At 32.9% G+C, this 17,299-nt stretch carries 10 protein-coding genes; 6 read left to right on the top strand and 4 right to left on the bottom strand.

Translation table 11 applies throughout. The annotated features are described in order from the left end of the window. A partial coding sequence (locus DIU01_RS06240; RefSeq protein ID WP_290832584.1) for a hypothetical protein occupies positions 1–1,692 on the bottom strand: 1,692 nt, incomplete at its 3' end. Between the two features lie 307 nt (positions 1,693–1,999). Between DIU01_RS06240 and DIU01_RS06235 the strand changes: the two genes are divergently transcribed. The 6 genes from DIU01_RS06235 (at position 2,000) to DIU01_RS06210 (ending at position 8,754) form a co-directional block, all read left to right on the top strand. Continuing rightward, positions 2,000–3,085, top strand: coding sequence for an agmatinase family protein (locus DIU01_RS06235; protein WP_290832582.1), 1,086 nt, complete (start codon positions 2,000–2,002; stop codon positions 3,083–3,085). 369 nt (positions 3,086–3,454) lie between these two features. Further along, positions 3,455–3,706 (top strand): FUSC family protein, encoded by a 252-nt coding sequence (locus DIU01_RS06230; protein ID WP_290832580.1) that lies wholly within the window; start codon positions 3,455–3,457, stop codon positions 3,704–3,706. 93 nt (positions 3,707–3,799) lie between these two features. Beyond that, positions 3,800–4,231, top strand: coding sequence for a hypothetical protein (locus DIU01_RS06225; RefSeq protein ID WP_290832578.1), 432 nt, complete (start codon positions 3,800–3,802; stop codon positions 4,229–4,231). Positions 4,232–4,422: 191 nt separating this feature from the next. Further along, a complete protein-coding gene (locus DIU01_RS06220; RefSeq protein WP_290832576.1) occupies positions 4,423–4,827 on the top strand; it encodes a glycine zipper family protein in 405 nt (134 codons plus the stop codon). Between the two features lie 114 nt (positions 4,828–4,941). Beyond that, positions 4,942–7,329 carry a penicillin acylase family protein gene (locus tag DIU01_RS06215; RefSeq protein ID WP_290832574.1) on the top strand — a complete coding sequence of 796 codons (2,388 nt, stop codon included), beginning with the start codon at positions 4,942–4,944 and terminating at the stop codon, positions 7,327–7,329. Between the two features lie 75 nt (positions 7,330–7,404). Then, positions 7,405–8,754: an NAD(P)/FAD-dependent oxidoreductase gene (locus DIU01_RS06210; protein WP_290832572.1), complete on the top strand. Its 1,350-nt coding sequence runs from the start codon at positions 7,405–7,407 to the stop codon at positions 8,752–8,754. 135 nt (positions 8,755–8,889) lie between these two features. Here DIU01_RS06210 and DIU01_RS06205 read toward each other — a convergent pair whose 3' ends face one another. From DIU01_RS06205 to DIU01_RS06195, 3 genes are read right to left on the bottom strand one after another with little or no spacing between them, the layout of a single operon-like run. Further along, on the bottom strand, positions 8,890–9,255 hold the full coding sequence (locus DIU01_RS06205; RefSeq protein ID WP_290832570.1) for a cupin domain-containing protein: 366 nt from the start codon (positions 9,253–9,255) through the stop codon (positions 8,890–8,892). A gap of 22 nt (positions 9,256–9,277) precedes the next feature. Beyond that, entirely contained in the window at positions 9,278–13,891 is a 4,614-nt protein-coding gene (locus DIU01_RS06200; RefSeq protein ID WP_290832568.1) for a DUF6443 domain-containing protein, read from the bottom strand. A gap of 8 nt (positions 13,892–13,899) precedes the next feature. Next, a complete protein-coding gene (locus tag DIU01_RS06195; RefSeq protein WP_290832566.1) occupies positions 13,900–17,292 on the bottom strand; it encodes a hypothetical protein in 3,393 nt (1,130 codons plus the stop codon). Between the last annotated feature and the right edge of the window lie 7 nt (positions 17,293–17,299).

Below are 17,299 nucleotides of genomic sequence, written 5' to 3'. Positions count from 1 at the left end.
ATAATACTCAATTCCTTCCAATAAATTATTTTTAAAAGAATTCCATTTCTTAATTTGTCCAGCAGAAATCTCGGTAGAATAATCTGAAATCTCATTTCTTAAATAATCAACATACATTTTCAACTCCTTCACAAAGACATTTGGTCGGTTAACGTCGGTCATTACATTAGCATTTCCATAAATATGTTTTACCATATCAGCTAATGAAATTTCGCTACTAAAATAAGCTAAATTCGGTCCTGGACAAATCACGATTCCTTGTTGTTGTCCTTTTATTTTAATGTTGTTTTCTAAAAAAGCAGCATTGACCAAACCAACGCAAAGACAAGCTTTTTCAGTAATTTTATTTTTTAGCTTTTCAAATTCTGATGATGAAATTTCATCTTTTTTAACTTCTAATTCTTCCAGTTTTATATCCTGATATTTCTTTGAAGCCATACACAAACCTTTATCATCATGTTCTTTGCTCAAAGCTAAAAGTCGTTTCGGACAAGAACTTCCAGCATTGTTTTCATCAATTCGTTTTTGTTTCCAATATTCATTAGAAGTTCCTCTAACTGAATTAAACGGAACACCAAGCGGAGAAATGTTACTCAAATAAAAATCATCTTCCTTAGCATTGGCCAATAAAGTTCTAGTTTCTGCATCAACCGAAGTCGCTTCTGGAACCAATAAAAAAGGCGAACCCCAACCTACAGAATCAACTTTGTAGTAATTCAATAAAAAATCATGTTCTTCTGCAGTTCCAATTCCGCCTTGTGCAGTGATTTTTAATTCTAATGGATTTTCTGGAACTATCATTTCTTTTTGATGCAAAGCTTTGACCAATAAATCATGCGCCGATTGAATCAACTGATCTTTCTTTTCTTTGAATTCTTTCAAAATCGGTCCGAGTAAAAAACCGTCCGTTGCAAAAGCATGTCCGCCACAATTCAATCCCGATTCAATTCGGTATTCCGAAACCCAAAGTCCTTTCTTAGCCAAAAAATTTCCTTGAATCATCGCCGAACGAAAATCGCTAACTTTCAAAATAATTTTCTTCTTCAAATTCGAATTCACATCAGGAAAAAAGTCTTTAAAATTCTCAAAATAACTGTACAACCTCGGATTCATTCCGGCAGAAAGCACCACTGATGAAGATAAGTTACTATTAGCAAATCCGCGAAGTGCTGCATGAGCATCATTGAATTCTACTGGCAATTGTTCGTTTTTATCAAAATTATCTTTATCGACTTTCGTCATTATATTGACATCAATTTCGCCTGCAAATAAATGGTCTTCCAAGTAATTTTTAATGGTTTCTTTAATCGTAATTCCTTCATCGATAAAACTTTGCAGTCCTTTCTTTAAATCCGATTTTTTTGGCAACATCGCAATATAATTCTCTAATGAAGATTTGCTTTCTGCCAATTCGTTTTTAAAATTCTCAAACTTTTCAGTTACAATTGTATCCATCAAGTTCAAGTAATGTGTAATTCTTTCGGCTCTATAATCGTGGAATTTTTGTGTAATTTCTTGATACGGAATACTAAATTTCTCGCTGTAAAAAGCCCTCATTTTTTCGATAACTTCATCATCTGTTATCGATACAACCGATGAAATTCCATATTGCGCCACACGAATCGGACTATCAATCGTGTAAGCCAATCCCATCACCGGAATATGAAATGTATGTGCTGATTCTCTATTCATACCTAAATATTTATTAATAATTGTAATCGTCAAAGATGTTGGTTTTGAGTCGCTTAAAAAATGACAATTATCATATAAATAATTTGAAAAGCATTAAACTTTTTTACACGAATTTCACAAATTAGCACGAATCAGCTTGCGGTGAATTTCACTAATTTAGAAAGTCATCACAAGTTCGTGAAATAAAATTCCAAATAATAAATTCGTGAAAATTCGTGCAATTCGTGTAAACTTTTTATTTATCAATTCATTTGAAGAAATTTACATTAAACACTAACTTTGTACTTTCAAATTTGAATCTACAACCATGACAAAACAAGAAATCATAAACACTTTCGATCCTTCACAACCAGGATTAGCCGATGCAACTATTTTCGGATTACCATTTTCATCAGAACAATCAGAAATAATTATAATTCCGGTTCCATGGGAAGTTACCGTGAGTTATGGTGCTGGTGCGTCAGAAGGTCCAGAAGCCATTCTTGACGCCTCATTTCAAGTAGATTTAAACCACCAAGATTTTCCAGAATTATGGAAACTCGGAATGTACTACGCAGAAATTCCAGAAACATGGAAAAACAATTCAGATAAATACAAAGCCTTAGCGCAACCTATTATCGAAGCTTTAGAAGATGGGCAAGATGTAAATCAAATTCCAGCCTTGAAAGCCGATTTAGATACAATAAATACCGTTTGTCGCGACTTGCACACACAAGTAAAAGAGACCGTTTTGCATTGGATGAACCAAGGTAAAAAAGTTGTTCTTGTTGGTGGCGATCATTCAACACCGCTTGGTTACTACGAAGCTTTAGTAACAAAACATGACAATTTCGGAATTCTACACCTTGATGCTCACATGGATTTGCGTATTGCCTACGAAGGTTTTACCTATTCGCACGCGTCAATTATGTACAATGCTTTGCAAATTCCTCAGATTTCCAAAATCGTTCAAGTTGGAATTCGTGACTTCTGCGAGCAAGAAGTTGATGTTGTACATTCAGAAAAAGGAAGAGTTCTAGTGCACACTGATTCCGATTTGAAAAAAGAAACTTTCGAAGGCAAAACATGGGCAGAGCAATGCGACGCCATTATCGCTTCGTTACCACAAAAAGTATGCATTTCATTTGATATTGACGGAATGTATCCATGGTATTGCCCAAATACAGGAACACCAGTTCCAGGCGGATTTTCATTTGAGCAAGCCACGTATTTGTTCAATAAATTAGCCGAAAGTGGTAAAGAAATCATCGGTTTCGATTTAGTAGAAGTTGCTCCAGGCGAAAACGACGATTGGGATGGAAACGTAGGTGCAAGAATGTTGTTTCACATGTGTGGTGTTTTAGCTAAAAATAATGGTTTACATACAGGAACAAAAATCAATTTTCCAAGATAATAGTTCAATTTTATAGTTTAGAAGCGAATTCCCAAAGCTTCGGGATCGGGATTTATCAGTGATTCATCGTCATCCTGAGCGCAGTCGAAGGGCTGCTTTCCGCTGCAATAAAAAATGCCTTGAAACAATCAAGGCATTTTTTATTTCCACTGCAATCAGGGCTAGCTTGTTAATGTAATGAATACTTGGTTGGTGCAACTATCAAGTTTAGAATACAAAAGAAATTAACTTTTTTAAGTTGGTAGTTTTTTAATATATTTGAAATGAAACTAATTATTTGAGTTACTTCGCCAGATTGCACAACTATATTTTAATATCGATAGCACGGAATATTTCTAAACTCTATAACACCAATCAAAATCAACGAAAATGAAAGAAAAAAACCTATCAGAATTAACAGACCAAGAATTGTTGCAAGAAGCTAATAAGATGAAATCTACTAAAATCACTAATGCGGTATTAATTGGTTTTTTGTTTGGAGTTATATTTTATAGTGTTGTAAAAAATACTTATGGTTTTCTCACTTTAATTCCATTGTATCTAGCTTACAAACTGATAAATAATTCGAAAACCGACACCAAAGAATTAGAAGCTATTTTAAAAGAACGAAATTTGAAATAGTCAATTATCTTGATGATTTGGAGTTGTGTTTGCTGTAAGCTCGACAATCAAACTTCACTAGTAAAGCCATAAAAAATCTCTTCAATAATGAATATGTCCACAATTAAAGACCTTGAAAAATGGTTAGCCGAAAATTGTATCAAAAATACTTTTACTCCTGGCAACAGATATGAAACTGATGAAGGGTTTGGAATTGAAAATTATTACGGAATGTTCATTTGGTATCATACGGAACGTGGACAAAAGGAAAATATAAAATATTCCAGAACAGAGAAAGAAATTGTTGACTATGCATTTGAAATCATCAAAAATGATAAATATCTAAATAGTCATTTAGTAGGATCGTTGAATGATGAACTATTGCATAAACAACTAATAACTGAACTCAAAAGAAGAGATATTGATTATTGGAATCAAGAAATTTCTCAAGGAATAGGAAAGTCTCTCTTTAGAGTTTATGTCTATCGTTGTGACATTAAAAAAGTAACAGATTTAAAAGAAAAATATTTACTCCTAAAAATATAATAGCCAGCCACGAGAAGTCTCCTGACTTTGCGCAATTTATTTACCTAAAAGCATTTGAAAATACTTTCCACTAAAAACTCAATTACCTCTAAATCTTAATATTCTATAACAATTACTAAAAATCGTGTAACTACTACATGCTTTACATGCTGTTACTTTGTCCTATCAATAATCCCAAAAAACAATTTGATATGAAAACGTTATATGTATTAGTATTGTCATTAGTTATTTTTTCTTGTAAAAATACAAATAGTGACGCCGTTGTAGAAGCAAAACAATCAAGCATAGATTCAATGAAAGTAGTTGCCGAAAAGCAAAGAATCATCGACTCAATGAAAGTAGAAGCATCCAAAATCGAACAACAAAAAGAAGTGGTAGTGGTTAATCAAACTGCTGCTGGAACAACAACTACAACTGTAGCCAAGAAAAAAGGTTGGAGTGGTGCCGCAAAAGGAGCCGTTATTGGCGCCGGAGTTGGTGCTGTAACTGGAGCAATTGTTAGTAAGAAAAAAGGTGAAGGTGCCATTATTGGTGGTTTAGCTGGAGCTGGTGTTGGTGCTGGAACTGGAGCAATAATTGACAGTAGTAAAAAATAAAAAATAAAAGTTAAGTTAGTTATTAGTGTGCGTTTAAATTGTAGCAGCAATTTAAACGCATTTTTTTTATTTCATAAATAATAAGTAGATTTGAAGTACCAATTTAAATTCCAAATGAAACGATTAAAAAAAATTTCACTACTTCTTTTATCACTACTTACTCTTCTTGCAATTTCAGTTTTTGGATATACAAAGTATAAGAAACCAGTTTATGACGGTGAAGTGGCTTTGCAAAATATAAGTAAAAATACCACAGTTTATTTTGATGATTTTGGCGTTCCGCACATTTACGCCGATTCTCAAAAAGATGCCATGACGGTTTTAGGTTACGTTCACGCGCAAGACCGATTGTGGCAAATGGAACTTATGCGCAGAATTGCTCCAGGAAGATTATCAGAATTATTTGGTTCGAAAGCGTTGCCGAATGATGTTTTTTTTGCAGGAGTTGGAATCGATGAAAATTCTGAAAAAGCCATCGCGCAATTAGATAAAAATTCCGAAGCATACAAACTTGCAATTGCTTATCTCGATGGTGTAAATCAGTTTATTGAAAACGGAAAAACACCTTTGGAATTTGAATTGGTTGGCGTTAAAAAAGAAAAATATACCTTAAAAGACGTTTACAATATCTTCGGATTCATGTCATTCAGTTTTGCAATGGCACAAAAAAACGATCCGTTAATGACCGACATTCGTGATAAATTTGGAGCAGAATATTTGAAAGATTTTGGTCTTGATGGTTCTTTGGGAACAACGCAATTAAAAAGTTACAAAGGCAAGTCGAATGATTATGCTCAAATCTCCAAATCGGTAGCAAGTTTGTTAGACAATTCTCCAATTCCGCCTTTTATTGGAAGTAACAGTTGGGTAATTGGCGCACAAAAAACCAAAAACGGAAAAGTAATTTTTGCCAACGATCCACACATTGGTTTCTCGCAACCTTGCACTTGGTATGAAGCCCATATCGTTACACCAGATTATGAAATTTATGGCTACTATTTGGCCGGAACACCATTTCCGCTTTTAGGTCACAACCGCGACTACGCCTACGGATTAACGATGTTTGAAAACGACGATTTAGATTTGTTTCAAGAAGAAAATAATCCAAATAATGAAAGCCAATACAAGACAATTGATGGTTTTAAAAATTACAACATTCGAAAGAAAATCATCAAAATAAAAGACAGTACATCGGTAACTTTAAATATCAAAGAATCGATTCACGGACCAATTATGAATGATTTGTTGACGACTTTAAAAACCAAAAATCCAATTGCCATGTCGTGGGTTTACACACAAGAGAAAAACCAAATTCTCGATGCCGTTTATTCGCTTTGTCATGCCAAAGATGTTACTGATTTTTATAATAAAATAGAACTCATTCACGCACCAGGATTGAATGTTATGTATGGAGATGCTAAAGATAATGTCGCTTGGATAACGTCTGGAAAATTGTATAAATTAGACAAATCCGTCAATCCAAATTTTATTCTAAATGGCGCCAACGGAATCGATGATAAAAAAGAATTTCTTCCGTATTCTAAAAATCCTTCGGCAATAAATCCGACTTGGAATTACGTGTATTCTGCAAATAATCAACCCGAAGCTATTGACGGATATTTGTATCCTGGATATTATTTGCCAAAAGACAGAGCCAAAAGAATTGACGGTTTGTTAGCTCCAAAAAACAATTGGACTTTAACCGATGTTCAAAAAATGATTGTCGATAATACATCGTCTACTTCTGCAACTATTGTGAAGAGTTTTTTACCTCAAATTGATTCGAATAAAGCAACATCAAATGAGAAGAAAGCTTATGAAATTTTAGGAAAATGGTCTGGTTCTAATAATGAATCTGATATTGCTCCAACTATTTATAACAAATTTATTTATCACTATTTGAAGAATACGTTTCAAGATGAATTGGGCGAAGATGATTTTGCTGCATTACTTTCAACTCATATTTTAAAACAAATAATTGAGCCACAAATAGCCAATGAATCGTCGGTTTGGTGGGATGATTATAAAACCAAAAACCGCAAAGAAACTCGAAAAGAAATTTTAAATAAATCGTTTAAAGAAGCTATTGCATCGCTAGAAAAACAACAAGGAAACGACATTAATTCTTGGACATGGAATAAAGTTCATACCTTAGAACATCAACATCCATTAGGAAAAGTCGCTGCTTTGCGTGGTTATTTTAATGTTGGTCCAATGGAAATTGCAGGTTCGAATGAAGTTATTAATAATTTAGCTTTCACTTTTTCTGACAATCCAATTTATGAAGTAAAAGCTGGTCCATCAACTAGAAGAATTATTGACTTTTCAGATGTTGAAAATAGTGTGAGTATTCTTCCAACAGGTCAATCTGGAGTTCCATCGAGTAAGCATTACAACGATCAAGCGGAGATGTACGCTCAAGGCAAATTCAGAAAAATGAAAATGAACAAAAAGGAAATCGAAGCTACATCAACAAAGTTAGTTTTTGTTCCGAAGAAATAAGTAATTCTTCCTTAATCAGATGAATTAAAATGGATAAAAATCAGTAAATTTGCACAACCGCTTTAAACTATTTAAATGCAAACTCCCAAAAAAATAGCCGTTGTAGGTTCTGGATTAGTTGGAACTTTATTGGCAATATATCTTAAGAAATTAGGTCACACGGTTCACGTTTACGATAGAAGTCCTGATATTAGAAAAATTAATTTCTCAGGTCGTTCCATAAATCTTGTATTGTCTGACAGAGGAATAAAAGCACTGAAAGATGTTGGATTAGAAGACGAAGTTCTAGGAATTGGTATTCCTGTTGAAAAAAGAGCAATTCATACAGGTGCTGATACGGTTAACGAGCAATTTTATGGCAAAGATGGCGAAGTAATTTACTCGCTTTCTAGAGGTTTGTTGAATAAAAAAATGGTCGATTTAGCCGAACAAGCTGGTGTTGAATTTTTCTTTGAACAAAAAGTTTGGGATGTCGATTTAACAACAGCAACGATATCAATCGGTGAAACCGAAAGAGGTGAGTGGACTACAAAAGACTACGACTTGACCTTTGGTGCTGATGGTGCTTTCTCCAGAATTAGACACAGAATGCAACGTCAAAGTATGTTTAATTATTCGCAAGAGTTTTTAAATATTGGTTACAAAGAATTAAATATTCCTGCCAATCCAGATGGATCGCATAAACTAAACAAAAACGCTTTACACATTTGGCCACGAGGAAATTTCATGCTGATGGCATTAGCCAATCCAAATGGAAGTTTTACTTGTACCCTGTTTATGCCACATGATGGCGAAAATTCTTTTGAAGAGTTAAAAACAACAGAACAACTGGTTGCTTTTTTCGCAAAACATTTTCCAGACACTAAAGAAGTAATTCCAAATCTTGTGGAAGATTTCTTTAAAAATCCGACGAGTTATTTGGTTACAATGAAATGTTTTCCATGGACATACAGTAATAAAGTAGCACTTATTGGTGATGCTTGCCACGCAATAGTTCCATTTTATGGTCACGGAATGAATGCAGGATTTGAAGATATTACCGTTTTAAATCAGATGATTGAACAATATGGCGATGATTGGGCGAATTTGCTAAACGATTATGAGAATTCTAGAAAGCCAAATGCTGATGCCATTGCCGAACTTTCGTATCGAAATTTTATGGAAATGAGTTCGAAAACGGCTGATGAAAAATTCCTTTTACAGAAAAAAATCGAAAAATGGTTTTCAGATAAACATCCTGATAAATGGATGCCACTTTACAGTCGTGTAACTTTTAGTTTGCAACCATATTCAGAAGCATTAGCCATAGGAGATTTTCAAAATACAATCATGGAAAAAGTTCTAAAAATTCAAAATATTGAAGAAAAATGGAACAGTGAAGAAGTAGAAAACATGATATTAGAAAATCTTAAAACTAGTATTTAAACCTGCTATCTAATATCTGAAATCTGCAATCTAAGATCTGAAATCTGATATCTGAAATCTGCAATCTGTAATCTAATATCTGAAATCTAATATCTGAAATCTGCAATCTGAAATCTGCAATCTAATATCTGAAAACTAATTTTCCTCTCTGTGAACTTTTGTAAAATCAAATGCTGGCTTGCAAATAGCAATATATTCACAAGATTCATCAAACGGATTCGAATATTGAACTCTAGTATTAGCTTCAATTTTAATAGATTGACCTGCTTCTAAAACAATTGTTTCTCCTTCTATGATAAATTGTTTTTTTCCAGATATAATATAGGTATATTCTTCAAATTCTGGAGTTTGAAACGGTTCACTCCATTTCGGAGGCGCAACCATGTGAGCAATTGAAATATCGTTATTATCAGTTGCTGCTTTGCCGTGATGTTCTTCAATCAATTTCCCATCCGTTGTCGGAACTATGAATGGCGTTTTTTGTATTAGGTATTTTTTCATAATTTTTTTTATTTTAGTTTACCTATTTACCTACATAAAATATAGAATCTCCATCCATTATATAACCATGTCGATGTAAAACATCATAACCTCTTTTCTCCATACCACTAGGTGTTATTATAGTGTTATAAATAGTATCATTTGTAATAAAACTACTGAAAGCTTGACCAGGAGGCCTTTTCTCTAATGCTTTTAGAAATTTGTCAAGACCTTTTCTTAAATTACCTATCTTTCCAGGTTTCGGCCACTTTTTTATAGTAAAAATTTCATCAATGTGATGATAAATTTGACCTCCTGGACCTTTTTTATCACCAATAAAATCTGATCTCATTTCTCCATTTGCTGTAATTACATAACCACTCCAAGCTATACTCGGCATAGAATAGCTACCAAATTGTGGACTTGTTGTGTGATGGCATTGAACACAAGGAATAGAATCAGAATTAACTCCGCCTCTTCCTTTTCCCGTAATATCCACATCAAGGAAAGGTGTAGACATTGAATCTCCTTCAAAACCAGCATATTTATCTCCTTCACCAACAGCACCCCAATTAAACGATGGGTCTTGATAAGCAGCCCCATCTCTATTTATAAAAGTTTTACCATTACCAAAATTTCCAAATCCATCATTTGTCCATAATCCTCCACCATTTAAATTTATTAAAAAGAAAAGAGATGACATTGTCATTGTACCCGAAGGTATTCCACTACCACCGCCTCCGCCACTACTACCAGTCATACCACCACCATGTACTGCGTTTGACCCATAATCATTATGTAGGTTATCTAAGAAACTACCCTGTGTGTTGCCATACATATTTATCATCCCATAGCCGTTTTGACCGAATACTTGCTGAGGTTGACTATGGTCTTTACCATTGAAATAGGTTAATAAACCGGTAGGATCTGAACCAATCACTGGGTTGTTCCCTGCAAAATGATACGGTGTTTTACTGTATGTAGCTTCTGCCAATAAATCTATATTATAAAAACGTCCTGTTGATGGATCGTATTGTCTAAAATCCATCTCTGAGATGTTAAGACCAAAACTTTCTTCGGTTTCTTTACCGTTAAAATCGAAACGTTGGGCTACCGCATTACCAAGTGGGCTTATTACATTATTGTATCCTTGTTGCTTTAAACCAAATGGATAATACTGGTTTTCTTCTACTACTTGTAACGCTCCAGTAGTTGTTGCTTTGTAGCTTAGTCTTACATTACCAAGATGGTCTTTGTATTGATAAACATAAGAAAACACACCATTATTATGGGCAACATAGCCTTCGGGCTGGCTAAAAAATTGCAACCTACCATTTTCATAGATATAATTGTCATCATATTGCGTAACCGTTTGAGTGGTAGACCAAACTCCAGAAGTGAACTGCGATTTATAAACTATTTTCTCTATTTTTTTTCCCGCAGCATCATAACGGTATTTAATACCATTAGGATTAGGAGAAGTATCAGGATCTTGACTGTTAAAAACAATTTTAGTAGGTAAATTGAACTGATTGTATTCTATGTTAGTAATATTTTTATTGACATCTTTTTTAAGATTTCCGTTTATATCATAAGAGTAATCTGGACTAGCAGTATCTATATTTTTAAAACCAGCAACTGGATCTGCGGTATCAACAATTTTTGAAAGTTTATTGCTATCGGCTTCATAGATATAAGTTAACTTATCAATTACATCTATAAGTGGAGTAGCTCTACTTGTTAATCCGAACCTAAGTAAACCGGTGATATTGCCATTTTTATCATATTTAATATCGCCTTCTTTATAATTTTCTATTTGTGAAGTAGTACCAGCTAGGGCATAATTACCTACATAATTGGCTTGTTTTAATCTATTGAGCTCATCGTAGGTATAATTGTAACCTCTCACTTTATTGTCGGTTATCGTTTTCCATGAGGTTTGCGATATATTACCGTTGTAAAGTGGTGCAGTTGTACCTTGAGGTTTGTTGTAATTTATTTTAAAGGCAAACAAATCACTTGTTAAGCTTTGGTCTGGATTGTTGATGTTTTTAAGCCATCCTCTTACGTTGTAATTGAAGTCTACAGTTTGTAATGCCGTTGTTACTGCGCCATACAATGTTGCCGTTGTTGGTGCAACACCACCTACTTTCTTTTGGTCGAGCTGTCCTAATTCATCATAATGATTAAAATAAATGAGCTCTTCTGATTGTGTATTAATTTTTTGTGTTTGTTTTATGATTCTATCGGCATGATCATAAGCAAATTTATTAACGATAGTTAACGTATTTGTATTGTACAAGTAAGTTGTGGTATTTTCTAAAACCTTACCAGCAAAGTCTAGTTTAAGTTCACTAGTATTGGTGGTTGCCTGATAGGTATTCTTGATTTGTGCCCATATAGGTCGCTCTTTAAGGTCGTAGGCAACTAGGCTCATCTTCCATCGTCCTGTATCTAGTATTCTCACTAATGAGGAGGTTGGTAGTGATTTTAAATTGGTTAGAACGTTTGTTGTACTACTATAAACTGCTGTAGGAATTGTAAAACCAGAACCTAAAGGATTATAATTGTAGTTGTCGAAATAGTTAACTGAATTAACAGTAAAACCAGTATTTATTGATTTAGGAAAAACAAGATCGGTATAATTAATATCGATACCTCCGTTTTGGAACGCAGTAGCTGTTCTGGTTTCATTAATAACTGTGGTTGTATCGTATATTGCTTGTAGCTCTTCTCTTAATTGTGAATTGGAATTTCCCACAGAACTATTGTAATCAATCTGACCAGAGTACACGTTGTTACTATACATATCGTATTTAGTAAACAGCCACTTTTTTTGCAACCTGTAATTTGCATCTTGAGTTAAAACTACCCTGTTCATTTTGTCATAAACCAAGTATTCCCATCCTTTACCTGGTACTTTTTTCTCTACTAATCTATTGCGGTCATCATAGTGATATTCATAGCAAAGTCCTTCAATAATTTGTATTGGAACAATATTACTAACATTTGGTGGAGTAGCACTTATTCGGTTAACATTAGTAAAATTTCCATCTCCTTCAATATAAAGACTGTTATCGAAAATTTTGAAATAATATTTACATCCTGTTCCTTCTATGATTCCAAGATCACGATTGGCAACTCTTCTTTGAATATCTAATGGAAAAACAATTCCTTTTTTAAATTTAACTGGTGATGTTGCTGTAATATTTAAGTTAATTGATACAAGATCATTTTCGTCAATACTTATGTTTATTCCGCCATTTGCTCCATAATTGTTTTCTACAACGGTATTCAAAATTAATTGATTGTCCATTGCATCATATATGGTTTGGCATCTGCTTGCCTCTTCTGGATCGACATCAATAAGAGTTGTCCATGAATAATTTTGGTTATAATCTAGTCTTGAGTTACCTACAAAAGAAGCACTTACAGAACTTACTTCTCCTGAACCGTCAACAAATAAACTATTATTTTTGATAGAGAAAACATAATCGTAATTATTTGCACTAATTCTTCCAATTTCAATATCTTTAAATCTACCTAGATTGTTTAATGACACAATTTCACCATTTTTAAATTTAACTGGATTAAGTGTACTAATATTGATTGTTAAAACTAACTCATTACTATTGTTTACATCTAATAAAAATCCTCCTTGACCACCGTACTGTTGAAGTAAATCATTATTTAAAATAATTTCATTATTGTATTCGCTAAATAGTTTATTATATTCTAGGGCTAGATTTTCATCTACTTGGACTAAAGTTGTCCAAGGATAATTGTTAGAACCGCTAGCAACTAGGCCTAAAACTGATGACTCGATGGCATCACTAGCAGCTGGAGGAATTACAAAAGTTAAATTGCCATAAAAATCATACACATAATAGGTGTTATGCACAATGTAGTTACCGTTTTCTTTTAAATACTCTCTAGTTAATATCTTTCTTCCCGATTTATCAGAAAAGGTTTCTGTTGTATTAACTTTTTCATTGGTTGAAGTCCAATTTTCATTTTTAGTAATGGTTACTATAAGTTGATCTTGCAAATAATTGCCATTATAAAATAACTGAGGTAAAATGGTATTATCGTTTTGAAATAAAACATCAAACCGTGCCACTTCTGCATAGTTATTGGATCGATAATCAAATTTTAAATTATGATCGGTATCGTCTTGTTTAACTTTCCAGTCACTTCCAGGCGCTGCTTGTTTTAATATTTTTCCAATAGGACTGTTTTCGGCAATTACCTCAGAATAAGGATTTGTACCATCTTGGAAATCATCAGGAAATTTATTTAAGTAAAAAGGAGCTATACTACTTTTTACATTAGAAACGTAACCTAAAGGATTTGATAAATTAGAAACATACGGTAAATAGGTTTTGGTTTCTCTACCAAGTTCATCGTACTCATAATGACCGATTACGTCTTCTTTATCTCCACCAGCATTAGGAATAATTACTTGAATTGGTCGGCCTTGGTCGTCATAATAAATAACTTGTTCGGTTTTGTTAGAATCGGTAACTAAATGCTGAGCTCCATCTGCAACAGGTACTTTATAATTTACTTTATAAATATAATTGTAACTGTTATTCAATTGTCCGTAAGTAAAAAAAGGAACTATTGTAATAATAACTAAATATATAAACTTTTTCATACTTATCTTTAATTATTTTTTATGTTAAATACGTTTTCTTCAATGATATTACCATCCTGATCTTTTACTAATCGCAATCGTTTACACTCATCATAATCATATTTTAAAGAATACCCTCTTGGATTAGTTTTAATTCTAACTTGTCGGTATTTATCATAAACATAACTGGTTATATTGGCTTGAGGTAGACTTGTTCGTAGCGTATTTAACTCTGTAGCTAGTAGATTCATCGAAGCATCATCTACAACACTATTTGATAATGTTTTTAGTTGATTTATTGTCGCGACAGGAATGCTAGAATACGATATTCCCTCCAGTTCCGCAATAATCATCTCATCATTATAACCATAGATATATGATTTTTTAATTTGATTTTCTTGGGTGATTTCTAATAGGTTTTCCTTAGCATCGTATTGTGTAGCCTCTACTGAACTTCTTAACAAACTATTAGATTTGGCGGATTGTACTTTTTGTAAAAGAATTATTCCACTAACATTAGAAAACAAACTTCTAGTTTTACTTATAATTTTCTCTGCTTCTCCAACTTTTTGATACTTCGTTATTACTTCAATAGGGCTTGCAATTTGATTTTGATTATACAAAGTAGTATAAGCGCCCATCTCAGTTGCACTTACTGTTAGTGAAGATATATCTACTGGTATCGCATATTTATACTCCTTTATGTTTAAATCTCCTTTACTATCAGTAGCTGTAATTCTAACTGGTAAACCTTTGAGCGCACCATACTCATAAGAAGTTGTATTTGATACTTCTCTTGTTGTTCCAGAAGTAGTACCAACAGGTAACGGATTAATAAAATCTTTACTAACAGTAGAAATTAAGAGATTTGTATAGGAATTAAGATTGTAAGTACCTATTTTTGGATATCCAGGTAATTCATTACTCCCAATAGTACAATTCATATCATTTTTTAAAATAACAACATTTTTAATTAATGAATTAGAGTGCTTCTCGTAATTATAATCTGTTTGTTTTGCTATAAAAATATCCTGATCTTTTCTTTGTATTATTCTCTCTCTAACAATAGTTCCGTTGTACATATTGTTATTTTCAAAATTTAACCCAAAATCAAAATCATCAACATCAACGCCTTCAGATACAGTCTCAAGCAAATAAGAATGATGCCTTGTTTTGTTTTGTGCCTCGACAGTGAACTGTTTTTCTATTCCACCACCTTTAAACCAATCATCTCCATGACTGATAGTAACATATTTATATTCTACTTGATTATCACTACCAGAAAACAAATAACCCAAAGGATCAGCTTCAAGGCTCACTACATACAAAGAACTTTGTACATTATTTAAATCACAACAATATTTTTCGTAAGATTTTAGATGATCTGGATTATAAGTTACCACTGGGCTCTCATCATTAATCGTCTTTAAATCCTCAACTCTTTTATAAAAATACCTTTTGTAATCTTGCGCAAAGCCATTCGCATTAAAATCGCTTAACGATCTTACTCGCAACCCTAAAGCAGAAAAATACTCCTCTCCAATATAATAACAATCTGCAAATGCCTCCAAAGTTGCATGATTTAAGGAATTTACGGTAGTAGGCTCAAAATTTAATGAAACGGAATAATTATGAAAATTAGTATGAGTTTGAACTATTGGAAAATAAAACACATTAGAATAGTTAAATTTTCCATTAATTAAGGTAATGAATTTTGTACCAACAATTGCATTTGTTGATGTGTTTTTTACTTGAACAATAACTTTATGGTTATGATAAACACCATTAGGTTCTACATGAACATTTAAAGCCACTTTAAGAGTTTGGGTTATTACATGATTTGAAACCGTATTGCCATCAATAGACATTTCATTCCCAATATTAAAAATTTGATTGTTTAAAGAGCTTTGTGTTAATTCAAACTTATTTCTATATACATTTAAAGTTTTTCTTTTATCGACAACGGCTCTTACTTGCGGGCTTTCATATTCAATTTTTTTATAACCACCTGTAGGATAGGTGATTTTTGTCAATGCTCCTTTTGATGCAAATTCAAAATTGGGCTCTCTCACTGCTAAATTTTGATAAGCGGAGTCAAATTCAATATCTTGATCTTGTCCTATTAAGGTTGTGTTAGCTTGTCCATTATAATACCCTAATAAATCGATATCGTATGAAAATCTACTTGGTAAATCCTCTGGAGAATTGTAATCAAACGAATACACTTCACATTTATCACTATTGATGTCATTGGTATTATTAATTGAAATTTTATCTAAAAAAAAACGGAATGAATTAGGACTATTAGGAAATATATACTCTAATTTTATATTTCTAAGATTCTCGTTAATCAGGTTGTCTTTTAAACTAATACTATTTAAAATCCTATCATCATATTGAGGAGAATTAAAAACACCATCCGAAGGCAGTAACAAGGCACTTGAATTAAAAGACAATTCTAAATTAGAATTAATTGAATATATTTTTTTAATCTTTTTGGAGTTATAAATTGTCATTCTATAGATGGAACTGTTTAATTCACTAAATTCTGCAATATCCATACATCCATCATTAACATAAGATTGCTCATACAATAATGGCACTTTTTGCTTCTCATAGAGAACAAATGTTTTTGACCCGTCATCAAAATAGTCTAACAAAATCTGATCACCGTAGCTATTCTCTACTTTAAATAAATAGAAAGAAGTTGTAGCAAGAGACCCAACTGGCTGTGTAACTGGCAAAACCCCAGTTGAAGGTGTCCAATTTCCTTTTACTATAGTACTTATAATTGCACTAGTTCTTTCCGATGCATTTTCACCTCCAAAGTAATACTTCTCGCCAGTTGGAGTTGTAATTAAAATTATATTATTGTCTGAGGAGTTTAAACCTCCAACAAACTCAATTTTTAATTCTGAACTATAGTCTGTTAATCTTGGTATAAGATTTTCATCTAAATAAAAACTTCCTGAATAACCTGGAAATGAAAATGAAAAAAGATCGGCACGAAAATCGCGAGTATCGTTCGCTATTGGTAAGTAACCTATTCCTGTTAAATCATCTCCTTGTTGCTCGATTTCATTAAAAAAGATTCTAGCACTTGCTTTTTCATCTGGATAATCGTTAACCACTCTTGTTACAACACCACCAGAATTTAACGCCCAATTGGTTCCAACCCAATTGGATTGTTGAATTAGTTTAACTCCATTACCCACATAACTTAAAGATACAGGAATATTTAATTTGCCTGAGGAATAAGAAACTAACGGTACGTTCTCAACAAGTCTTCCTGAAGACTCATTTACCGACACAGAGCTGTATCTAGTTTGTGCTAAGGATGAACTACTAGGAATTGCAGTAATCTGTCCAGTAGCTTCAACAAACCCAATTATTGAAAGTAAAAATAAAAATGTTTTTCTCATTTTTTAA

It is taken from the genome of Flavobacterium sp., assembly GCF_003525665.1.
Classification (GTDB): domain Bacteria; phylum Bacteroidota; class Bacteroidia; order Flavobacteriales; family Flavobacteriaceae; genus Flavobacterium.
Note: the sequence above shows the minus strand (reverse complement) of the source record. Positions and strands in the feature narration are given on the sequence as shown.

Coding starts and splice junctions, on each gene's coding strand:
- DIU01_RS06235 (WP_290832582.1), top strand. CDS start 2,000: ATGACAAAACAAGAAATCATAAACACTTTCGATCCTTCACAACCAGGA.
- DIU01_RS06230 (WP_290832580.1), top strand. CDS start 3,455: ATGAAAGAAAAAAACCTATCAGAATTAACAGACCAAGAATTGTTGCAA.
- DIU01_RS06225 (WP_290832578.1), top strand. CDS start 3,800: ATGTCCACAATTAAAGACCTTGAAAAATGGTTAGCCGAAAATTGTATC.
- DIU01_RS06220 (WP_290832576.1), top strand. CDS start 4,423: ATGAAAACGTTATATGTATTAGTATTGTCATTAGTTATTTTTTCTTGT.
- DIU01_RS06215 (WP_290832574.1), top strand. CDS start 4,942: ATGAAACGATTAAAAAAAATTTCACTACTTCTTTTATCACTACTTACT.
- DIU01_RS06210 (WP_290832572.1), top strand. CDS start 7,405: ATGCAAACTCCCAAAAAAATAGCCGTTGTAGGTTCTGGATTAGTTGGA.
- DIU01_RS06205 (WP_290832570.1), bottom strand. CDS start 9,255: ATGAAAAAATACCTAATACAAAAAACGCCATTCATAGTTCCGACAACG.
- DIU01_RS06200 (WP_290832568.1), bottom strand. CDS start 13,891: ATGAAAAAGTTTATATATTTAGTTATTATTACAATAGTTCCTTTTTTT.
- DIU01_RS06195 (WP_290832566.1), bottom strand. CDS start 17,292: ATGAGAAAAACATTTTTATTTTTACTTTCAATAATTGGGTTTGTTGAA.